Here is a 21,062-nt window from a genome sequence, read left to right as displayed (position 1 = left end):
CTGGATCAGGTCAGTGGTCATGGTTTGAGTCCGATTCTTGTTCTGGGGCGTCAGGTCTGCGGCCACAGGCGTGCGCAGGCTTCCCGCACGGCGCGGGCGCTGCCCAGGGCCAGCAGCTCCTGGCTGCGCTGGCGGCAGTCCTCGGCGTCGAGTTCACGCACCCGCGCCTTGATCTCACCCACCAGGCCGGGGCTCACCGAGAGTTCCTGCACGCCCAGTCCGATCAGCACCGGCGTGGCCAGAGCTTCGGAGGCCAGGGCGCCGCAGACGCCGACCCAGCGGCCATGGCGGGCGGCGCCGACGCAGGTCTGGGCGATCAGCCGCAGCAGCGCCGGGTGCAGTGCGTCGATGCGCGCAGCAAGCCCGGCATGGCAACGGTCCATGGCCAGGGTGTACTGCGACAGGTCGTTGGTGCCGATGGAGAGGAAGTCGGCGTGCTGGGCCAACTGATCGGCCAGCAGGGCGGCGGAGGGCACTTCGATCATCACGCCCAGTTCGGGACGTTGCTCGATGCCCAGCTCCTGCGCCAACTGATCCAGGCGCTGGCGGATGGCGATCAGCTCGCCCACCTCGCTGACCATGGGCAGCAGCACACGGCAGCGGTGCAACGGCGATACCTGCAGCAGTGCGCGCAACTGCTGGTCGAGCAGATGCGGCAGCGCCTGGCCGAGGCGGATGCCGCGCAGGCCCAGCGCCGGGTTTTCCTCGGCGGGCAGCGGCAGGTAGGCGAGGTGCTTGTCACCACCGACGTCGATGCTGCGGATGATCACGCGGCGCTCGCCCATGGCGTCCAGCACGTCCTGGTAGGCGTGCTGCTGTTCCCGCTCGCTCGGTGCCTGCTGACGGTCAAGGAAGAGGAACTCGGTGCGCAGCAGGCCGACTCCATCGGCGCCGGCGGCGAAGGCTTCAGCCGCTTCTTCCGGATTGGCGACGTTGGCGCCGATTTCGACTGGTCGGCCGTCACGGGTCAGGGCCGGTTGCTGGGCCAGCTTGCGCTGGCGTTCGCGGGCCTGCTCGCGTTGTTCTCGCTGGGCGGCAACCTGGGCGATCCGTTCGGCGCTGGGGTCGTATTCCAGTCGGCCCTGATCGGCATCCAGTACCAGCGTTCGGCCTTCTTCCAGCTCCAGCAGTTGGGGGCCGAGGGCCACCAGGCAGGGCAGGCCCTTGGCGCGGGCGAGGATGGCCACGTGGGAGGTGGCGCCGCCTTCGGCCATGCACAGGCCGGCAACGCCAGCACGGACCAGTGGGCCAAGGTCGGACGGGGTGATTTCATCGGCGGCCACCAGGCTGCCGTGCGGAACCGGCTGTTCGCCCTTGCTGCCAAGCAGGACGCGCAGCACGCGCTTTTCCAGGTCGCGCAGATCGTTGGCGCGCTCGGCCAGCAGCGGGTTGCCCAGTGCCTGGAGAATGCCGCATTGCGCCTGCACGGCGCGGTGCCAGGCGTGGGTAGCGCTCACGCGCTGGTCGATCAGCAGATCGGCGGCATCCAGCAGGCCGGGGTCTTCCAGCAGGGCGAGGTGGGCGGAGAAGATCGCTTCCTCGTCTGAGCGACCGTGTTTCCCGGCCTGTTGCAGGGTGGCGCGAACGTCATCGCGAACCCGCTCCAGGGCCAGGTCCAATGCGCGGTGCTGCTCGTCCGGCTGGGCATCGCCGGTGTCCGGCGGAAGCTGGATGGTGCCCAGGCGCACCAGTGGGCCGCTGGTCACGCCGGGGGAGGCGCAGACCCCGTTCAGCACGCCGGGCTCGTCCGCGCCGCGCGGCGCTGCCATGGAGACGGCGGGCTCAGGAATCGGGTGGGGTTTGCCGTCGGCGGTGCCCAGGGTCTTCAAGAGGGCATGGAGCGCCGCTTCGCTGTCATGGCCGCGGCAGATCACTTCCACTTCGTCCTGTTCGGCGACGCCCAGCCCCATGATGCCGACCAGACTGTCGATGCTGGCGCTGCGCCCGCCGAAATGCAGCTCGGTGCGGCTGGAGAACTCCTGCGCGGTCTTGCGCAACAAGGCAGCCGGTCGGGCGTGGAGGCCGCCGTGCAGCGCCACGCGGACGCGGCCACGGGTTTCGCTGCTGCCGCCGTGTCGTTCGTCGGACGCGGGCGTCGTGCCGGTCCGACTGAGTTGCAACAGCGGCGCGCCGACCTCCACCGACGTGGTGGTCAGCGGACGCAGCTGGAAGCCTTCGCCGTTGGTGACGATCAGCACTGTGATCAGGCTCTTGCTGCCGCGCGCCACCTTGTCCAGGTCGAAGCGCAGCAACGGCTGGCCTTCGTCGACCCGTGAGCCTTCCTGCACCAGTGCTTCGAAGCCCTGGCCCTGCAACTGGACGGTGTCCAGGCCCAGGTGCAGCAGCAGTTCGGCGCCGTTGTCGGCCTTCAGCGTCAGGGCATGGCGGGTTCGCGCAAGGTGCGTGACCACGCCGGCGCAGGGCGCATGCAGGCAGTCGTTCAGCGGGTCGATGGCAATGCCTTCGCCCATGGCGCCGCTGGAGAACACCGGATCGGGGACCCGGCTGAGCGGCATCACGGGCCCGCTCAAGGGGGCTTTGAGGGCCAGATTGTTGTTGTTCATGGTGGCTGCGCTCAGTGAGTGCGGGTGACCTTGCTCAGGTGCCGCGGCTGGTCCGGGTTCATACCGCGTGCTTCGGACAAGCCGGCGGCCATGACGTAGAAACTCTGGATCGCCAGGATCGGGTCCAGCGCTGGGTGGGCGGCGGTGGCCAGTGGCAGGTCGCGCCCGCTGATGTCGTTTGGAGCGGCCAGCAGCACGCGGGCACCACGCTGGCGCATGTCCTCGGCCAGGGCCAGCAGGCCGGCCTGTTCCGGGCCACGCGGGGCGAGGATGAGCAGCGGGTAGTGCTCGTCCACCAGGGCCATCGGACCGTGGCGGACTTCGGCGCTGCTGAAGGCCTCGGCCTGGATCGCCGAGGTTTCCTTGAATTTGAGTGCGGCTTCCTGGGCGACGGCGAAGCCAGTGCCACGACCGATCACCATCAGTCGCTCGCAGTCGCGCAGGGCGTGGATAGCGGGCGTCCAGTCGAGCGCCGCGGCGTGCTGGAGGTCGGCGGCGAGGCGCGCGCCTGCCTCGAGCAGGGCCTGGTCGCGTTGCCAGTGGGCCAGCAGGCGGGTGGCGGCGCTGAGGGTGGCGATGAAGCTCTTGGTGGCGGCGACACTGCGTTCGGGGCCGGCGCAAAGCGGCACGGTGAACTCTGCGGCAACCTCCAGCGGTGAATGCTCGGCGTTCACCAGGGCGACACTCAGCGCGCCGCGCTCGCGCAGGCGGTTGAGGGTGTCGACCAGATCCGGGCTCTGGCCGGACTGGGAGAAGGCGAAGGCGACCTGGCCGTGCACCTGCATCGGCGCCTGGCGCAGGGTCACCACCGACATCGGTAGCGAGGCCACCGGCAGGCCGGTGTGCTGCATGGTCAGGTAGGCGAAATAGCTGGCGGCGTGATCGGAGCTGCCGCGGGCGACGGTCATCGCCAATTGCGGCGCGACGTCGCGCAGGCGTTCGCCAAGCGCTGGCAGGCGGGTGTCCAGAACGGTCAACTGGCGCGCCACCACATCGGCGGCGGACAGCGCTTCTTCAAGCATCAGCGAGGTCAAACTGGTCTCCTTCGACCCAGACGGTCTCGAGGGTCAGGGAGCGGTCCAGGCGCACGATGTCGGCCCAGGCTCCGGGTGTGAGGCGACCACGCTCGGCCAGCCCCAGGTAATCGGCGGGGAACTGCGAGAGACGCTGCGAGGCCTCGGCGATGGGCAGGCCGATCTTCACCAGGTTGCGCAGCGCCTGGTCCATCGTCAGCGTGCTGCCGGCCAGTGTGCCGTCGGGCAGGCGCACGCCGCCCAGACACTTGGTGACGGTATGGCTACCCAGCTTGTATTCACCGTCGGGCATGCCGGCAGCGGCCGTGGAGTCGGTTACGCAATACAGGCACGGGATCGAGCGCAGGGCGACCTTGATGGCGCCGGGATGCACGTGCAGCAGGTCAGGGATCAGCTCGGCGAACTGCGCATGGGCCAGGGCGGCGCCGACCATGCCGGGCTCGCGGTGATGCAGGCCGGTCATCGCGTTGTACAGGTGGGTGAAGCTGGTGGCGCCGGCTTCCAGAGCCGCCACGCCGTCCTCGTAACTGCCCAGGGTATGACCGATCTGCAGGCGTACGCTGCGTTCGGCCAAGGCGCTGATCAGTGGCAGGTGGCCGGCGATTTCCGGGGCGATGGTAATGACCCGGATCGGCGCCAGGCGCAGGAACTCGTCCACCTCCTCGAGCACCGCGGCGTGGGCGAAGTTGGGTTGCGCACCGAGCTTGCCGGAGTTGATGAACGGGCCTTCCAGGTGCACGCCGAGCATTCTCGCGGCCTTGCCGCGCGGCGCCCGGCAGTAGTTGCCCAGTGCGTCGAGCACGACGCTGATCTCTTCTCGCGGCGCCGTCATGGTGGTGGCCAGCAGCGAGGTGGTGCCAAAGCGCAGGTGCGTGTGGGCAATCGCGGCAAAGGCGCTGGCGCCTTCCATGATGTCGTGGCCGCCGCCGCCGTGGACGTGCAGGTCGATGAAGCCGGGCAGGAGATAGGGCAGGTCGTTGTGCGACGGATCGCCGAGGGAGCCTTCGATGCGCTGGATTCGGCCTTCCTGCAGGTGCAGGTGGCCCACCATCCAGCCCTGGGGGGTGAGGATGTTGCCTTGGAGCATGGGGTGTCTTCCCGGATCAGCGCCGCAGTTCGGCGACGAAGTCGTAGTAGTCGTTGCGGCAGTAGGTGTCGGTCAGCTCGATGGCGGTGTTGTCTTCCAGGTAACCGATACGGGTCATCAGCAGCATCGCGGTGCCGGGCTTGATGCCCACCAGCGCGGCTTCTTCGGCAGTGGCGTTGACCGCCTGCACGTGCTGCAGGGCGCGCACCACCGGACGTCCGATGGCATCCAGATGCGCGTAGAGGGAGTCGCCCACCGCAGTCGGATCACCCAGCAGGCGTGCCGGCAGGCTGCTCTGCTCGATGGCCATGACCACGCCGTCGGCCTTGCGCAGGCGCTTCATGCGCACAACCTTCTCGGTGGGCGACAGGCCCAGGCGGATCACTTCTTCGTGGGTGGGAAGGCTGATCTCGCGCTCCAGCCAGGTGGAACTGGGGGTGAAGCCTTTCAGGCGGAGCATTTCGCTGAAGCTGGAGAGACGCGACAGCGGCTGCTCCAGACGCGGCGTGATGAAGGTGCCGGAGCCCTGGATGCGGTGCACCAGCCCCTGCTCCAGCAGGACCTCCAGTGCCTTGCGGGCGGTCACCCGCGACAGGCCGAGGTATTCGCTGAGGTAGCGCTCCGAGGGCAGAGCTTCCTCTGCACGCCAGTGGCCGGCGTGGATCGCGCTCTCCAGGCTGCGGGCCAATTGCAGATAGAGCGGGGTGGAGAGTGTCTCGTCCGGGCGCAGGGCCTCCAGGCGTTGCTCGGCACTGATCAGGGAGGGCTGGCTGGTCATGGTCGGCTCGTTGGCGAGGTAGTGGAATTAACGCTAATACCACTTAAATACCACGTCAACGCCACTCGATCGGTTCACAGGTGTCGGCCGACGAACTGTAGTCGCGGTCACAGATGGGCGATGATTCGGAGGTCAGCTGGGAGAAAGGCTTGCAGCGGATAGGAAGTGGCTTCCGGGTACAACGAAAAACGCCGCCATGGCGGGGCCGTGGCGGCGTTTCAGGGGAGTGCTGGTATCAGTATGGTCTGGTCAGGGGCGGATTTCGATCAGCGTGCCGTCCTTGACCAGGCTCCAGACTTCGCGCATGTCGGCGTTGGTCATGGCGATGCAGCCGTTGGTCCAGTCCAGGGTCGAGAAGTACCACTCGGGGTATTCGTCATCCATCGGCGTGCCGTGGATCATGATCATGCCGCCGGGCGAAAGGCTCTTTTCCCGTGCCTTGGCTACGTCGCGGGCGTTGGGATAGGAGATGTGCATGGAGAGGTTGTACTTGTCGCTGGTCTTGCGCCAGTCGACCCAGTAGAAGCCTTCCGGCGTGCGATTGTCGCCCTCGGCAAGCTTCGGCCCCTGCGGGCGTTTGCCCAGGGACACGCGGTAGCTCTTGAGCACCTTGCCGTTGCTCATGAGGTGCAGTTTGCGCTCAGACTTGAGCACGAGAATCTTGTCGATGTGGCCGTCGAGCGTGGGCGTCGCGTTGGCATGCGAGAACGCTGCGAAGGTCAGACAAAGTACGGCAATCAGCCAGCGCATCGAGTGGTGTTCCCCGGTAGTTCCTAATGCCTTAGAGGCGGTATATGAGCTTATTAGTTCTTTTTCTGTGCAAGCATTGGGAGAATCCCTTCATTGCGTACCGGGAAGTTCTGAACCATCCGATCCGCCAGGAAATATTCTAAGGTACGGCCCACGGTGGGGAAAGCCAGCTCGTCCCACGGAATGTCGGATTCTTCGAAGAGTTGCACCTCCAGGCTTTCATCGCCGGCGAAGAAGTCCGGGTCGGCCAGTTCGGCGCGGAAGAAGATATAAACCTGGCTGATATGCGGCAGATCAAAGACCGTATAGAGCTGCAGGCCATGGACGCGGGCGTTGGCTTCCTCGAGGGTCTCGCGGGCGGCGGCCTGTTCCAGGGTCTCGCCGTTTTCCATGAAGCCCGCTGGCAGCGTCCAGAAACCCTGGCGCGGCTGAATGGCGCGGCGGCACAGGAGTATTTTCCCTTCCCAGACCGGCAGGCAGCCGGCCACGATGCGCGGGTTCTGGTAATGCACGGTCTGGCACTGGTCGCAGACGAAGCGCGGACGGTTGTCGCCGCTGGGGATGCGCAGGTTCACGCCGGCGCCGCACTGGCTGCAGAATTTCATGCCGCTTCCTTGTTATCGAATGGAGCAATCTTGCGCGCTGCGCAAGGCGCCCAGCAAGGGGCGGGGGTTGGGTAGGGGCGTCTTTCGTGCCATGATCCTTCAATTAGAAGAATCGGCCCCCGCAGGATGTTCGGCATGCTGGACCAGCTGCGCCAACGCATACAGACGCATACGCCAAGCGACCTTGAAACGGACCACAGCTTCCCGGAAGCGGCGGTCCTGCTTCCCATCACTCCCCAGGAAGAGCTCGTGCTCACCCTGCGCGCGACCGGGCTCTCGACCCATAGCGGCGAAGTTGCCTTCCCCGGCGGGCGCCGCGACCCGGAAGACGTTGACCTGATCCATACCGCCCTGCGCGAGGCCCAGGAGGAGATTGCCCTGCCGCCTGGCCTGGTGGAAGTCGTCGGGCCGCTGAGCACCTTGGTTTCGCGGCACGGCATACTGGTCAAGCCGTTCGTCGGCTTCGTCCCCGATTTCGTGGAGTACCGCCCCAACGACGGTGAGATCGACGCCGTGTTCAAGGTGCCGCTGGAATTCTTCCGTGGCGACCCGCGGGAAACCACCCACCGTATCGATTATTTCGGCCGCAGCTGGTACGTCCCGAGCTACCTGTTCGAGGGCTACAAGATCTGGGGCCTGTCCGCGATCATGCTGGTCGAGTTGCTGAACCTGCTGTACGACGCCCGTATCGACCTGCACCAGCCGCCGTCGAAGTTCATCAAGCTGAGCTGAGACCCGATAATAAAGAGCGGCCCCCGCCTGAGGAGAAACCCATGAAGTACCGCCTGGGCTCGTCCCGAGTCGAAACCCATCCGGAAAGCTGGATCGCCCCCAACGCCACGGTCGTCGGCAAGGTACGCCTCGAAGCCGGCGCCAGCGTGTGGTTCAACGCCGTGCTGCGCGGCGACAACGAGCTGATCCACATTGGCGAGCACAGCAACGTGCAGGACGGCACCGTCATGCATACCGACATGGGCTTCCCGCTGACCCTGGGCAAGGGCGTGACCATCGGCCACAACGCCATGCTCCACGGCTGTTCGGTTGGCGACTACAGCCTCATCGGCATCAACGCGGTGATCCTCAACGGCGCGAAGATCGGCAAGTACTGCATCATCGGCGCCAACGCGCTGATCCCCGAGGGCAAGGAAATCCCCGATGGTTCGCTGGTGATGGGTTCCCCCGGCAAGGTGGTGCGCGAGCTGACCGAGCCGCAGAAGAAGATGCTCGAAGCCAGCGCCGCCCACTATGTGCATAACGCCCAGCGTTATGCCCGCGACCTGGCCGAGCAGGAAGAAGAATGAGTCAGGAACGCCCCGTGGCCTCGCCCTGCGTGTACGTCTGCACGCTGGACGACGCCGATATCTGCCTGGGTTGCCAGCGCAGCGCTGCCGAAATCACCCGTTGGGGCCTCATGGACAACGCCGAGCGCCGCGAGGTGCTCCTGCGTTGCGAGCAGCGCGCCCGCGAGCAAGGCGTACTGGCCTGAACCCGTTTTCCCGTTTCGAACTTTCCCTTCCCGAGGTTTCCCGCAATGCCCCGTATTGGAACTCCCCTGTCGCCGAGCGCGACCCGCGTACTGCTCTGTGGCTCCGGCGAGCTGGGCAAGGAAGTGGCGATCGAACTGCAGCGCCTGGGCTGCGAAGTCATCGCCGTCGATCGCTACGCCAATGCGCCGGCCATGCAGGTCGCGCACCGCAGCCATGTAATCAGCATGCTTGACGGCGTCGCCCTGCGCGCGGTGATCGAGCAGGAGAAGCCGCACTACATCGTGCCGGAGATCGAGGCCATCGCCACTGCAACCCTGGTCGAACTGGAGAACGAAGGCTACACCGTCATCCCCACAGCCCGTGCCGCCCAGCTGACCATGAACCGCGAGGGCATCCGTCGCCTGGCCGCCGAAGAGCTGGGCCTGCCGACCTCGCCCTATCACTTCGCCGACACCTACGAGGACTACGCCGCTGGCGTCGCCGCCGTGGGCTACCCGTGCGTGGTGAAGCCGATCATGAGCTCCTCGGGCAAGGGCCAGAGCGTGCTCAAGTCCGACGCCGACCTGAAGACCGCATGGGATTACGCTCAGGAAGGCGGCCGCGCCGGCAAGGGCCGGGTCATCGTCGAAGGCTTCATCGACTTCGACTACGAGATCACCCTGCTGACCGTGCGGCATATCGGCGGCACCACCTTCTGCGCGCCCATCGGCCACCGCCAGGTGAAAGGCGACTACCACGAGTCCTGGCAGCCCCAGGCCATGAGCCCGAAGGCGCTGGCCGAATCCGAGCGGGTGGCCAGGGCAGTCACCGAAGCGCTGGGTGGCCGAGGCCTGTTCGGCGTGGAGCTGTTCGTGAAGGGCGACGAAGTGTGGTTCAGTGAAGTCTCGCCGCGTCCGCACGACACCGGTCTGGTGACCCTGATATCCCAGGACCTCTCCGAGTTCGCCCTGCACGCCCGCGCCATCCTCGGCCTGCCGATCCCGGTGATCCGCCAACTGGGCGACTCGGCCTCGGCGGTGATCCTGGTGGAAGGCAAGTCGCAGCAGGTGTCCTTCGGCAACCTCGGCGCCGCCCTGAGCGAGCCGGATACCGCGCTGCGCCTGTTCGGCAAGCCGGAAGTGGACGGTCAGCGCCGCATGGGCGTGGCTCTGGCGCGCGACGAGTCGATCGACGCAGCCCGCGCCAAGGCCACCCGTTCGGCCCAGGCGGTCAAAGTCGAACTGTGAGCCGCTGGGCGGGGCTGATGTGGTGGGCGGCGGCGTTGCCGCTGCTGCCGCTGGCCCTGCCCATGGCCCTGCGCACACGACGCACGGCCTTGCGCCTGGCACCCGCTGCGGGCGTCAGCGAAGGCGTCGCGGGCGCAGAGCGTGCCGGCGAACCCTTCCGTCTGTTGCTGCTGGGTGAGTCCACCGTTGCCGGCGTGGGCGCGTCCTGCCTGGATTTTGCGTTGGCTGGCCGATTGGCCTCGGCGCTTTCCGGCCGTCTCCAGCGGCCCGTCGTCTGGCGTGCAGCAGGGGAGAACGGCATCACTGCCGGCGAAGCCTGTCGACGCCTGCTGCCGCTGGTGGCCGAGCAGGACTACGACCTTGTGGCACTGGTCTTCGGCGTCAACGACACCACGCACTTCAGTTCCAGCCAGCGCTGGCTGGCCTCCCTTGCGTATCTGATCGAACACTTCCGCCGCCGTGGCGCGCGGGTGGTGTGCACGGCGGTGCCGCCGTTGCAGCACTTCACGGCCTTGCCCTGGTTATTGCGGCAGTTGCTGGGTTGGCGCGCGACGCTGCTGGATCGTCAGCTCAGTGCTCTGGCGCTGGCGCACGGCGCGGGCTATTGCGGTGTGAGCCTGGAAATGCAGCCGCAATTCCTCGCCATCGATGGCTATCACCCATCGGCGTTGGGCTACCAGGTCTGGGGCGAGCACCTGGCCCAGTGGCTGGTGCAGTCGTAGGGCGCACAACCGTTCGCGGTTGTACGCCGACACATCCCGGCATGCCGCTGAGGCCAGGGCCGTGCCCGGAGCGACTTGCTCTTTGTATGAGCGAGCAGGCTCGCTCATACACAAAAGCCTCAGCGGATGTCGTTCAGGTCTGCCTCGCGGGTCTCGCGCAGGCACAGCACTGCCAGCAGGCTGAGCGCAGCTGCGACCGAGACATAGCCGCCTACCCAGCTCAGGCCGCCCATGCCCACCAGCTTCTGCGCGATGTACGGTGCCACCGAGGCGCCGAGGATGCCGCCCAGGTTGTAAGCCGCCGAAGCGCCGGTGTAGCGCACGTGGGTGGGGAAGAGTTCCGGCAGCAAGGCGCCCATGGGCGCGAAGGTCACGCCCATGAGGAACAGTTCCAGCGACAGGAACACCGCCACTTCCACCGACGAGCCCTGGCTCAGCAGCGGCTCCATGGCAAAGCCCGAGGCGATGGCGGCGAGGGTACCGACGATCAGTACCGGCTTGCGCCCGAAACGGTCGCTCAGCCAGGCGGAGACCGGCGTGGCAGCGGCCATGAAGAGCACGGCGATGCACAGCAGGCCGAGGAAATCCTCGCGGCTGTAGCCCAGGGTGCTGACGCCATAGCTCAGCGAGAACACCGTGGAGATATAGAAGAGGGCGTAGCAGACCACCATCGCCAGCGCGCCCAGCAGGGTCGGCCGCCAGTGCTTGGCGAACAGCTCGGCAATCGGCAGGCTCGAGCGCTCGTGGCGTTCCATGGCCTTGGCGAATACCGGGGTTTCCACCAGTTTCAGGCGCACGTACAGGCCGACGATGACCAGCACGGCACTGAGCACGAACGGGATGCGCCAGCCCCAGGTGCGGAACTGTTCTTCGCTGAGGAACATGGCCAGGCAGAGGAACAGGCCGTTGGCGGCAAGGAAGCCGATGGAGGGGCCCATCTGCGGGAACATGCCGAACCAGGCGCGGCGGCCTTTGGGTGCGTTCTCCGTGGCCAGCAGCGCAGCGCCACCCCATTCACCGCCCAGCCCCAATCCCTGGCCGAAGCGCAGCACGCAAAGCAGTATCGGCGCCCAGGCGCCAATGCTGTCGTAGCCGGGCAGCAGGCCGATGAGGGTAGTGGAGATGCCCATCAGCAGCAGCGAGGCCACCAGGGTCGACTTGCGCCCGATGCGGTCGCCGAAGTGGCCGAACAGCGCCGAGCCCAGCGGGCGGGCAAGGAAGGCGATGCCGAAGGTGATGAAGGCGCTGAGCGCCTGGGCGGTGCCGGAGGTCTGCGGGAAGAAAACCGGACCGATCACCAGCGCGGCGGCGGTGGCGTAGACGTAGAAGTCGTAGAACTCGATGGCGGTGCCGATGAAGCTGGCCACCGCGACGCGGGTGGTGGAGTTGGTCTGTTCGGCCGGTTGTGCGGCTTCGAGGGTAGCGCTGGTCATACGGGGGATATCCCTGGCAGTCAGGCGCGGCGACGACTCTGGCGGTCGTGTCCGGCGTTTCTTGAGGCATCGCCATGGCGTGAGTGCGAGCGCAGCCCGGGATCGGGGCAGGGTGGGCGCGGCTCGCGGTGGGTCAGGGCGAGGCCGGCTGCTTCGCAAGGCAACGACGCAGGGTCGAGGCTCGGCGGGGCGTGCGATTGACTGGCCGGCGCGGCGTCGAGGGTAACGACGGGCACAGGCGGGAGGCTGGGTAAGCCGTCCGGATTATAGGGGCGGGTGGGGCAGCTCAGGCAAGCTCGTCGGTGTAGGGGGCTTCCCTGGGCGGTGCGCCGGGCAGCCAGGCGCGCACGCTTTTCACCCGGTTTTCGCCGGACTGGAGGATTTCCAGGCGGTAGCGGCCGATCTTCAGGCACACCGCGCAGTCGGGTATCTGCTCTAGCGCTTCGGTGACCAGACCGTTGAGGGTCTTGGGACCATCGCTGGGCAGTTGCCAGCCCAGGGCGCGGTTGACATCGCGCAGGTTGGCCGAGCCCTCAATGACGTAGGTGCCGTCGGCCTGGGGGTGGATGTCCGGGTTGCGCAGGGTGTTCTGGTTGCTGAACTCGCCGACGATCTCTTCGAGGATGTCTTCCAGGGTGATGATGCCGATCACCTCGCCGTATTCGTCGACGACGATGCCGATGCGGCGCTTCTGCTTCTGGAAGTTGATCAGCTGGGTCGACAGCGGCGTGCTCTCAGGCACGAAATAGGGCTCCAGGCACGCGGCCTTGAGGCTGTCCTTGGTCAACTGATTATGCGTCAGCAGGCGGGCGATCTGGCGCATGTGCACCACGCCTTCCACCTGGTTGATGTCGTTGCGGAACACCGGCAGGCGCGTGTGGGTGGTGTTGCGCAGTTGGCCGATGATGGTTTCCAGCTCGTCGTCCAGGTCGATGCCCTGCACTTCGTTGCGCGGCACCATCAGGTCGTTCACCGTGATCTTTTCAAGGTCCAGGATGCTCAGAAGCATGTCCTGGCGGTTGTGGGTGAGCTTCTCGCTGGAGTCGGTGACCACGCTGCGCAGCTCGTCGTTGCTCAGCGGCTTGTTGCCGCGCTGGGTCGGGTCGAGGCCGCCCATGCGCAGCAGGAGGTTGCTGATGCCGGTCATCAGCCAGAGCAGGGGGCTGAACAGCTTCTGCATCCAGATCAGCGGCAGGCTGGCGGGGAAGGCCACGCGCTCGGGACGCAGGGCGGCATAGGTCTTGGGGGTGATCTCGCCGAAGATCAGCAGGACCAGTGTCAGCGCCACGGTGGCGACCGCCACGCCGGCCTCGCCCCACAGGCGCAGGGCCAGAAGCGTGGCGAGCGACGAGGCGATGATGTTGACGAAGTTGTTGCCGATCAGGATGGTGCCCAGCAGCCGGTCGGTGCGCAGCAGCAGCCAACTGGTGCGCCGCGCGCCCCGGTTGCCTTGCTTGGACAGGTGGCGCAGGCGGTAGCGGTCGAGGCTGAGCATGCCGGTCTCGACGCTGGAGAAGAACGCCGAGCAGAGAATCAGGAAGACCAGCAGGCCGATCAGGTAGCCGGGGTGGATCTCTTCCATGCGCGCATATCCTTCAGCGGCGCTCCGGCGCCGCCGTTAGCGTCAGATGTGCAGGATGAATTCCTTGACCAGCTTGCTGCCGAAGTAGGCCAGCATCAGCAGGCAGAAACCCGCGAGGGTCCAGCGGATCGCCTTGTGGCCGCGCCAGCCGAGCTGGTGGCGGCCCCACAGCAGCACGCCGAACACCACCCAGGCGAAGCAGGAGAGGATGGTCTTGTGCGCCAGGTGCTGGGCGAACAGGTTGTCGACGAAGAGCCAGCCGGAGATCAGCGACAGCGACAGCAGCGACCAGCCGCCCCAGAGGAAGCCGAACAGCAGGCTTTCCATGGTCTGCAGCGGTGGGAAGTTGCGGATCAGGCCAGACGGGTGCTTGTGCTTGAGCTGATGATCCTGCACCAGCAGGAGCAGTGCCTGGACCACGGCGATAGTGAGCAGGCCGTAGGCGAGAATCGACAGCAGGATGTGGGCGAGAATACCCGGCTGCTCGTTGATCGGCTCGATGGTGCCGTGGGGCACCAGCACGGCCAGCAGCGTGGTCAGCGCGCCGAGCGGATAAAGGAAGAGCAGCAGGTTGTGCACAGGGATGCGCAGGCACGCCAGCAGGGTCAGCGCGGTGACCGCGGCGGAGATCAGGCTGGCGGCGTTGAAGAAGTCCAGCGCCAGGCCCGCGGGAGTCAGCAGCTCCTGGCTCAGGCTGTAGGCCTGGCAGAGCAGGGCGACGAGGCCCAGCACGAGGAGCAGCGATTTTTGCGGCGGGGTGCGGCGGGCCAGGCTTGCGCCCTGGTAGGCGGTGGTGCCGATATAAAGGACGGCGGCGATCAGGCTGGGCAGCAGAGGTTGCATAAGTCCTTGGAACAGTCCTTCGACGGGGGACCCGAAAGGTAGTGAGTTTGGCACAGATCGCCCGCGCCTAGAAAGCGGCTGAGAACAGTTCGCTTCTGGCCTGCGAAGCGGTCCGTCACATCGGGATCATCGGCGGTGTTGGCGCTGGCCGCACTTGGTTATAATCGCCGGCTTGCTGACAAGCCAAACCCTGGTCCATCCGGGCCTGATTAGGAACGCGCATGTTCGAAAACCTTACAGATCGCCTCTCGCAAACGCTGCGCCACGTCACCGGCAAGGCCAAGCTGACCGAGGACAACATCAAGGACACGCTCCGCGAAGTGCGGATGGCCCTGCTGGAAGCCGACGTGGCCCTGCCGGTGGTCAAGGACTTCGTCGCCAAGATCAAGGATCGCGCGGTCGGCACCGAGGTTTCCAAGAGCCTGACCCCGGGCCAGGCCTTCGTGAAGATCGTCCAGGCCGAACTGGTCGAGCTGATGGGCGCGGCCAACGAGGACCTCGACCTCAACGCCGCACCCCCTGCCGTCATCCTGATGGCCGGCCTGCAAGGCGCGGGCAAGACCACCACCGCCGGCAAGCTGGCGCGCTTCCTCAAGGAACGCAAGAAGAAGTCCGTGCTGGTGGTATCCGCCGACGTCTACCGCCCGGCGGCGATCAAGCAGCTGGAAACCCTGGCCAGCGACATCGGCGTGACCTTCTTTCCGTCCGATACCAGCCAGAAGCCGGTGGCCATCGCCGAAGCTGCGATCCGCGAAGCCAAGCTGAAATTCATCGACGTGGTGATCGTCGACACCGCCGGCCGTCTGCACATCGACGCCGACATGATGGACGAGATCAAGCAGGTCCACGCGGCGATCAAGCCGGTGGAAACCCTGTTCGTGGTCGACGCCATGACCGGCCAGGACGCCGCCAACACCGCCAAGGCCTTCAACGATGCGCTGCCGCTGACCGGCGTGGTGCTGACCAAGGTGGACGGCGATGCCCGGGGCGGTGCGGCGCTGTCCGTGCGCGCCATCACCGGCAAGCCGATCAAGTTCCTCGGCATGGGCGAGAAGAGCGAAGCGCTCGATCCGTTCCACCCCGACCGCGTGGCCTCGCGCATCCTCGGCATGGGTGACGTGCTCAGCCTGATCGAACAGGCCGAGCAGAGCATGGACCGCGAGAAGGCCGAGAAGCTCGCGAAGAAGATCAAGAAGGGCAAGGGCTTCGACCTGGAAGACTTCCGCGATCAGCTGCAACAGATGAAGAACATGGGTGGCCTGGGCAGCCTCATGGACAAGCTGCCGATGCTCGGCGGCGTCAACCTGTCGCAGATGGGCAACGCGCAGAACGCGGCGGAGAAGCAGTTCAAGCAGATGGAGGCGATCATCAACTCCATGACCCCCGCCGAGCGCCGTGATCCGGAAGTGATCAGCGGCTCGCGCAAGCGCCGCATCGCCATGGGTTCGGGTACCCAGGTGCAGGATGTTGGTCGCCTCATCAAGCAGCACAAGCAGATGCAGAAGATGATGAAGAAGGTCACCGCCAAGGGCGGCATGGCCAAGATGATGCGCGGCATGGGGAGCATGTTCCCCGGCGGCATGCCCAAGATGTGAGGCCAGACGGCTCGCCGCCCGGCGGGCCGGACGCGCTGCGGCTTGCGGCGCGGGGCTTTAGCTCATAGAATATGCGGCCTTTCGGGCTATGTGCCCGAGGGCTGCATTTCTTTTTTGCAAGCAAACCATAGGAACAACGTACGCATGGTAACCATTCGTCTGGCTCGTGGCGGCTCCAAGAAGCGCCCGTTCTATCACCTGACCGTGACCAACAGCCGCAACGCTCGTGACGGCCGTTTCGTCGAGCGCGTCGGCTTCTTCAACCCTGTCGCCACTGGCGCCGAAGTCAAGTTCTCGGTCAACCAGGAGCGTCTGAACTACTGGCTGAGCCAAGGCGCTCAACCGTCTGAGCGTGTTGCTCAGCTGATCAAGGACGCCGCCAAGGCTGCCTGAGATCGATGAACACGAATCCTGCTCCCGCCGAGGAGATGGTTGTTCTCGGCAAGATCGTATCGGTGCACGGTATTCGTGGCGAGGTGAAGGTGTATTCCTTTACCGATCCGTTGGACAACCTGCTGGACTACCGTCGCTGGACGCTCAAGCGTGGCAACGAGGTTCGACAGGCTGAGCTGGTTCAAGGTCGCGTACAGGGCAATGTCCTGGTTGCGAAGCTGAAGGGACTGGATGATCGCGAGATCGCCCGAACCTTCGCTGAATTCGAAATCCTGGTCCCGCGCAGCGAGCTGCCGGTGCTGGACGATGGCGAGTTCTACTGGAGTCAGTTGGAAGGTCTCAAGGTGATCGACCAGAACGGGCAACTGTTCGGGATCCTCGACCACATGCTGGAGACCGGCGCCAACGATGTGATGGTAGTCAAGCCCTGCGCAGGCAGCCTGGACGACCGTGAACGCCTGCTCCCGTATACGGATCAGTGCGTGCAATCGGTGGACCTGGAAGCCGGCGAGATGCGGGTGGACTGGGACGCGGACTTCTAATTCATGTGGATTGGAGTCATTAGCATCTTTCCGGAGATGTTTCGCGCCATCAGCGACTATGGCATCACGAGTCGCGCGGTCAAGCAGGAGCTGATTCAGCTTCAATGCTTCAACCCGCGAAGCAACACCGAGGACCGTCACCAGACGGTGGACGACCGGCCTTTCGGCGGTGGTCCCGGCATGGTGATGAAAATCAAGCCGCTCGAAGGCGCACTGGGCGATGCCCGGCAAGCTGCAGGCGGACCGGTGAAGGTGATCTACCTCTCACCGCAAGGTCGCAAGCTGACGCAGGCGGCCGTGAAGGAACTGGCGAACGAGGAACGACTGATCCTGATCGCCGGGCGTTACGAAGGCATCGACGAGCGCTTCATTGAAGAGCATGTCGATGAGGAATGGTCAGTTGGCGATTACGTCCTGTCCGGGGGTGAGCTTCCGGCCATGGTGCTGATTGACGCGGTCACGCGGTTGTTGCCCGGTGCACTGGGCCACGTGGACTCCGCCGAGGAGGACTCCTTCACGGATGGCCTGCTCGACTGTCCGCACTACACCCGACCTGAGGTGTATGCAGACAAGCGTGTTCCTGAGGTGCTGCTCAGCGGCAACCACGAACACATCCGGCGCTGGCGTTTGCAGCAGTCCTTAGGCAGGACCTGGGAACGACGTGCCGATCTTCTGGATTGCCGCTCGCTTTCTGGAGAAGAGAAAAAGCTGCTGGAGGAATACATCCGCCAGCGGAACGATAGTTAACGTATCGATGGCGAGCGCCGAGCGCTTGTCTTAGGAGCACGAAATGACCAACAAGATCATTCAGCAGATCGAAGCTGAACAGATGAGCAAAGAGATTCCGGCGTTCGCCCCCGGCGACACCGTAATCGTCCAGGTTAAAGTGAAGGAAGGCGACCGTCAGCGTCTGCAGGCCTTCGAAGGCGTTGTCATCGGCAAGCGTAACCGCGGCCTGAACAGTGCTTTCACCGTTCGCAAGATCTCCAACGGCGTAGGCGTAGAGCGTACCTTCCAGACCTACAGCCCGCTGGTTGACAGCATCAGCGTCAAGCGTCGCGGCGACGTGCGCAAGGCCAAGCTGTACTACCTCCGCGAACTGTCCGGCAAGGCAGCTCGTATCAAGGAAAAACTGGCCTGATTCGCCGGTTGTTCCCGAAAAAAGCAGCCCACGGGCTGCTTTTTTCTTGCCCGTGATTTGTCTCGTCTGCCTTCGTCAGCGCATTAGAAGCACAACACCCGCAGTACCGGCAGCCACCCTCATTGCATCAGGTAGTAGTGGCATGAGCCCCAGAGAACAGGAAATCCTCCGTCGTACGGAGCTTTCCGAAACCCGAGTGACCAAGGCGATCTTTCCGCCAACCACCAATCATCACAACACCCTGTTTGGCGGTACCGCGCTGGCCTGGATGGACGAAGTTTCGTTCATCGCCGCGACGCGCTTCTGCCGTCTGCCGCTGGTGACCGTGTCCACCGACCGCATCGACTTCAAGCACCCGATTCCCGCGGGTTCCATCGTCGAGCTGATCGGCCGGGTGGTGAAGGTCGGCAACACCAGCCTCAAGGTCGAGGTGGAAGTGTTCGTCGAGAGCATGTCCGCCGACGGCCGCGAGAAGGCCATCCACGGGCTGTTCAGCTTCGTCGCCATCGATGACGAGAAGCGCCCGGTGCCGGTCCTGCCCGGCTTCGAGGCCTGAAACGCAAGAAGGCGCCCGTGGGCGCCTTCTTGCTTCATGCCTGTGTGCTTTCTGTAGGAGAGCGCCTCAATGGCGCAGGCTGATCTTCAGCGACGCCTGGGACAGGTCGATGTTCTGCAGGCTCAGGCTGCCCATGCTCTGCGTCTTGGGCGCTCCGGCGACGCGGATGTTGTCGAATCGCACCTCGCCGATGGAGCTGGGCAGGCGAACGTTGATCGAACCATCCGGGTTCAGGGATGAGGAGGCGTGCGCGGTGTCGTACTGCACGTCATGCAGCGAGGTCTCGGCATCGAGGCTGTCGACCACCGGCATCACCAGTCGCGACAGTTGCTTGATGGCGCCAACGCCATCGCCGCTCTCGGCGCTGACCAGCAGGCTCTGCAGGGTGTCATCGAAACCCTGGGCGCTGACGTCGCTCATCTCGCGGTCGCTCAGCGGCTTCAGACCCTTTGGCGCTTCGTGGCGGGTGATGCTCGCCGGCGCCTGGCGCTGCACGTCGGCGCTGGCCAGCTGGAACGGGCTGAGCAGGGCGGCGACCAGTGTCGCCGCGAGGCGCAGGTTGTTCTGCTTCTTCAGCGCGCGGCTGAGTTGGCGCTCGCTGATCCAGCCCTGCTGGATCAGGGTTTCGCCCAGGCGCAGTCCATTGGTGAGCTGGAGCTGGATGGCCTTATCCAGCTGGTGGGAAGTGATCAGACCCTTGCTGACAAGGATCTGGCCGAGGCGGGAGTTCTGTTGACTGGGCATGGCGTGGGCTTCGTGGGGCGCTATGATGGCGTGGTGCAATCATCGTCTTTCAGAAATTTCCTGTCACCAGCCTAAAGATAGGCAGACATGCCCGGTCGTCAGGTTGTTGCGGCCCGCGCCGTTTCGTTGGTACTCGCCGCGTTTGCCGGGGCTTCCTCGATGAGCGAAATCACCGTCCAGCCCGTGTCAGGCGCCAGCGGGCGTTCGGGGGTAGCGACACGCAGGCGACCATTCGGGTCCTTGGCGAACAGCAGTAGCGCCCGGCCTTCGTGCAGGGCCTGGTAGTCCTCCCAGCCGAAGTTCTCGCTGAGCAGCGTCGAGCGCATCTCCGCGCCGCGTGCGATCAGCCCGGCCATCTGCGGATAGGTGATCGGCGACTGGCCCAGCGGGCTGCCGCGATGACGGTCGCTGACCCGATGCTTCTCGCTGCGGCGGCTGTCCTGGCTGCTGGACAGGATGAAGCGTTGTCGCGGGTTGAACTCGTGACGGAAGCTCATGCACATCAGTGCGTTCAGTTCGGCGTTGGGCGACAGGGCCAGCAGGCGTCCCAGGCCGATCAGGTCCAGGTGCGCCTCGGCGTGCTGCGAGGCCGGGTTGCCGAAGTAGGTGGGCAGATTGTCCATGCGCGCGGCGCGGGTGTTCTCCCAGCTCGAGTCGGTGAGCAATACCTCCACTCCGGCGTTCTGCAGGCCGGTGCCGATGGCTCGGGCGACCGGGTTGGCGCCGATGATCAGGAATCCGGTAGGCTCCGGCTCGGCCACCTTCAGCAGGCGCGCCAGCGGCCGCGCCGTGGCGCTCTGCAGGATCACGGTGCCGATGATCACCAGGAAGGTCAGCGGCACGAGCACGCCGGCCTGGGCGTGGCCGGCCTCCTGCAGGCGGATGGCGAAGATCGCCGAGACTGCCGCGGCAACGATGCCCCGTGGCGCAATCCAGCTCAGCAGCGCCCGCTCGCGCCAGTTCAGCGAGGAGCCGGCGGTGGCGATCACGACGTTCAGTGGCCGCGCAACGAACTGGATCAACGCCAGCACCAGCAGGGCGATCGGTCCCAGGCCGAGCAGGGCCGGCAGGTCCAGGCGAGCGGCAAGCAGCACGAACAGGCCGGAAATCAGCAGGACGCTGAGGTTCTCCTTGAAGTGCAGGATGTGCCGCACATCGACGCCCTGCATGTTGGCCATGCGCAGGCCCATCACCGTGACGGCGAGCAGGCCCGATTCGGACATCACGGTGTTGGACAGCACGAACACGCCGAGGACGACCGACAGGGACGCCAGGTTGTGCAGGTAGTCCGGCAGCCAGTGGCGGCGCAGCGCGACCCCCAGCGCCTGGCCGCCGAGCAGGCCGAAGAGGATGCCGCAGCCGATCACGCTGATGAAGGTCAGCAGGCTGTCCGTCCAGCCCGAGCCTGCGTCGCTGGCGGCGATGAAGGTGTAGACCACCACGGCGAGGATGGCGCCGATGGGATCGATGACGATGCCTTCCCAGCGCAGGATGTTGGCGATGGTGGCGTTGGGGCGCACCACGCGCAGCATCGGCACGATCACCGTGGGGCCGGTGACCAGGGTCAGGGTGCCGAACAGCAGCGCCATTTCCCAGGTGAAGTCCAGCAGGTAGTGGGTCGCCAGGGCGATCACGCCCCAGGTGACCAGCGCACCGATGGTCACCATGCGGCGCACCACGGTGCCGATTTCCTTCCACTCGTCCAGGTGCAGCGTCAGGCTGCCCTCGAACAGCACCAGCGCTACCGCCAGGGAGACCACGGGAAACAACAGCGGTCCGAACAGGGCTTCGGGTGACAGTACGTGCAGGACCGGGCCGACCAGGATGCCGCTCAACAGCAGGAAGAGAATGGCCGGCAGGCGCAGGCGCCAGGCCAGCCATTGGCTGAGGAGCGCGGCGATGCCGATGCCGGCGAAGGCGTAGTAGGTGCTATGTTCGTCCATGGACTGTCCGGGGGTTGTGCAGGAGTGGTGAGGGGAC

At 65.5% G+C, this 21,062-nt stretch carries 22 protein-coding genes; 11 read left to right on the top strand and 11 right to left on the bottom strand.

Annotated features, from left to right (window positions below; genetic code table 11):
• Positions 1-50 precede the first annotated feature (50 nt).
• From ptsP to MJ122_RS03845, 6 genes are all read right to left on the bottom strand, one after another.
• Entirely contained in the window at positions 51-2,564 is a 2,514-nt protein-coding gene (gene ptsP, locus MJ122_RS03870) for a phosphoenolpyruvate--protein phosphotransferase (RefSeq protein ID WP_239742393.1), read from the bottom strand.
• Between the two features lie 11 nt (positions 2,565-2,575).
• The gene (locus MJ122_RS03865) at positions 2,576-3,598 is read right to left on the bottom strand and encodes an SIS domain-containing protein (RefSeq protein ID WP_239742390.1); all 1,023 of its coding nucleotides are present in this window, start codon (positions 3,596-3,598) and stop codon (positions 2,576-2,578) included.
• Positions 3,579-4,685, bottom strand: a complete 1,107-nt coding sequence (nagA, locus tag MJ122_RS03860) for an N-acetylglucosamine-6-phosphate deacetylase (protein WP_239742387.1) — start codon at positions 4,683-4,685, stop codon at positions 3,579-3,581. Before nagA ends, MJ122_RS03865 begins: the two co-directional genes overlap by 20 nt.
• Before the next feature lie 16 nt (positions 4,686-4,701).
• Positions 4,702-5,463: a GntR family transcriptional regulator gene (locus MJ122_RS03855; RefSeq protein WP_088419674.1), complete on the bottom strand. Its 762-nt coding sequence runs from the start codon at positions 5,461-5,463 to the stop codon at positions 4,702-4,704.
• A 249-nt stretch (positions 5,464-5,712) separates the two neighbouring features.
• On the bottom strand, positions 5,713-6,213 hold the full coding sequence (locus tag MJ122_RS03850) for a L,D-transpeptidase family protein (protein WP_017522248.1): 501 nt from the start codon (positions 6,211-6,213) through the stop codon (positions 5,713-5,715).
• Between the two features lie 53 nt (positions 6,214-6,266).
• Complete coding sequence (locus MJ122_RS03845) at positions 6,267-6,818, bottom strand: NUDIX hydrolase (protein ID WP_017522247.1); 552 nt, start codon at positions 6,816-6,818, stop codon at positions 6,267-6,269.
• 126 nt (positions 6,819-6,944) lie between these two features.
• Here MJ122_RS03845 and MJ122_RS03840 point away from each other — a divergent pair, with 126 nt between their 5' ends.
• Genes MJ122_RS03840 through MJ122_RS03820 form a run of 5 tightly spaced genes read left to right on the top strand, consistent with a single transcriptional unit; the run spans position 6,945 to position 10,253 of the window.
• A complete protein-coding gene (locus MJ122_RS03840) occupies positions 6,945-7,550 on the top strand; it encodes a CoA pyrophosphatase (protein ID WP_026079400.1) in 606 nt (201 codons plus the stop codon).
• A gap of 41 nt (positions 7,551-7,591) precedes the next feature.
• Positions 7,592-8,119, top strand: coding sequence for a gamma carbonic anhydrase family protein (locus tag MJ122_RS03835; protein WP_088419678.1), 528 nt, complete (start codon positions 7,592-7,594; stop codon positions 8,117-8,119).
• Positions 8,116-8,304: a DUF1289 domain-containing protein gene (locus tag MJ122_RS03830; protein ID WP_088419680.1), complete on the top strand. Its 189-nt coding sequence runs from the start codon at positions 8,116-8,118 to the stop codon at positions 8,302-8,304. Before MJ122_RS03835 ends, MJ122_RS03830 begins: the two co-directional genes overlap by 4 nt.
• A gap of 45 nt (positions 8,305-8,349) precedes the next feature.
• On the top strand, positions 8,350-9,531 hold the full coding sequence (purT, locus tag MJ122_RS03825; protein WP_088419682.1) for a formate-dependent phosphoribosylglycinamide formyltransferase: 1,182 nt from the start codon (positions 8,350-8,352) through the stop codon (positions 9,529-9,531).
• The gene (locus MJ122_RS03820) at positions 9,528-10,253 is read left to right on the top strand and encodes an SGNH/GDSL hydrolase family protein (RefSeq protein WP_239742385.1); all 726 of its coding nucleotides are present in this window, start codon (positions 9,528-9,530) and stop codon (positions 10,251-10,253) included. The genes purT and MJ122_RS03820 overlap by 4 nt, the downstream gene beginning before the upstream one ends.
• Positions 10,254-10,372: 119 nt before the next feature.
• Here the strand turns inward: MJ122_RS03820 and MJ122_RS03815 are convergent, their stop codons facing one another.
• The 3 genes from MJ122_RS03815 to MJ122_RS03805 form a co-directional block, all read right to left on the bottom strand.
• Positions 10,373-11,686, bottom strand: coding sequence for an MFS transporter (locus MJ122_RS03815; RefSeq protein ID WP_239742381.1), 1,314 nt, complete (start codon positions 11,684-11,686; stop codon positions 10,373-10,375).
• A gap of 286 nt (positions 11,687-11,972) precedes the next feature.
• Complete coding sequence (locus MJ122_RS03810; protein WP_088419689.1) at positions 11,973-13,268, bottom strand: HlyC/CorC family transporter; 1,296 nt, start codon at positions 13,266-13,268, stop codon at positions 11,973-11,975.
• Positions 13,269-13,310: 42 nt separating this feature from the next.
• Complete coding sequence (locus MJ122_RS03805; RefSeq protein WP_088419691.1) at positions 13,311-14,111, bottom strand: inner membrane protein YpjD; 801 nt, start codon at positions 14,109-14,111, stop codon at positions 13,311-13,313.
• A gap of 221 nt (positions 14,112-14,332) precedes the next feature.
• Between MJ122_RS03805 and ffh the strand changes: the two genes are divergently transcribed.
• The 6 genes from ffh (at position 14,333) to MJ122_RS03775 (ending at position 18,338) form a co-directional block, all read left to right on the top strand.
• Positions 14,333-15,706, top strand: a complete 1,374-nt coding sequence (ffh, locus tag MJ122_RS03800; RefSeq protein WP_054907390.1) for a signal recognition particle protein — start codon at positions 14,333-14,335, stop codon at positions 15,704-15,706.
• A 144-nt stretch (positions 15,707-15,850) separates the two neighbouring features.
• The gene (gene rpsP, locus MJ122_RS03795) at positions 15,851-16,099 is read left to right on the top strand and encodes a 30S ribosomal protein S16 (RefSeq protein WP_017522237.1); all 249 of its coding nucleotides are present in this window, start codon (positions 15,851-15,853) and stop codon (positions 16,097-16,099) included.
• 5 nt (positions 16,100-16,104) lie between these two features.
• Positions 16,105-16,641: a ribosome maturation factor RimM gene (rimM, locus tag MJ122_RS03790; protein ID WP_045210464.1), complete on the top strand. Its 537-nt coding sequence runs from the start codon at positions 16,105-16,107 to the stop codon at positions 16,639-16,641.
• A gap of 3 nt (positions 16,642-16,644) precedes the next feature.
• Positions 16,645-17,388, top strand: a complete 744-nt coding sequence (trmD, locus tag MJ122_RS03785; protein ID WP_024766884.1) for a tRNA (guanosine(37)-N1)-methyltransferase TrmD — start codon at positions 16,645-16,647, stop codon at positions 17,386-17,388.
• Positions 17,389-17,431: 43 nt separating this feature from the next.
• Positions 17,432-17,782, top strand: coding sequence for a 50S ribosomal protein L19 (rplS, locus tag MJ122_RS03780; RefSeq protein ID WP_017522234.1), 351 nt, complete (start codon positions 17,432-17,434; stop codon positions 17,780-17,782).
• 142 nt (positions 17,783-17,924) lie between these two features.
• Positions 17,925-18,338: an acyl-CoA thioesterase gene (locus MJ122_RS03775; RefSeq protein ID WP_026079396.1), complete on the top strand. Its 414-nt coding sequence runs from the start codon at positions 17,925-17,927 to the stop codon at positions 18,336-18,338.
• 66 nt (positions 18,339-18,404) lie between these two features.
• Here the strand turns inward: MJ122_RS03775 and MJ122_RS03770 are convergent, their stop codons facing one another.
• Positions 18,405-19,082: a hypothetical protein gene (locus MJ122_RS03770; RefSeq protein ID WP_239742378.1), complete on the bottom strand. Its 678-nt coding sequence runs from the start codon at positions 19,080-19,082 to the stop codon at positions 18,405-18,407.
• Positions 19,083-19,180: 98 nt separating this feature from the next.
• Positions 19,181-21,025, bottom strand: a complete 1,845-nt coding sequence (locus tag MJ122_RS03765) for a sodium:proton antiporter (protein WP_088419697.1) — start codon at positions 21,023-21,025, stop codon at positions 19,181-19,183.
• Between the last annotated feature and the right edge of the window lie 37 nt (positions 21,026-21,062).

The organism is Pseudomonas sp. DP-17, from assembly GCF_022380625.1.
Lineage (GTDB): Bacteria > Pseudomonadota > Gammaproteobacteria > Pseudomonadales > Pseudomonadaceae > Pseudomonas > Pseudomonas nitroreducens_A.
Note: the sequence above shows the minus strand (reverse complement) of the source record. Positions and strands in the feature narration are given on the sequence as shown.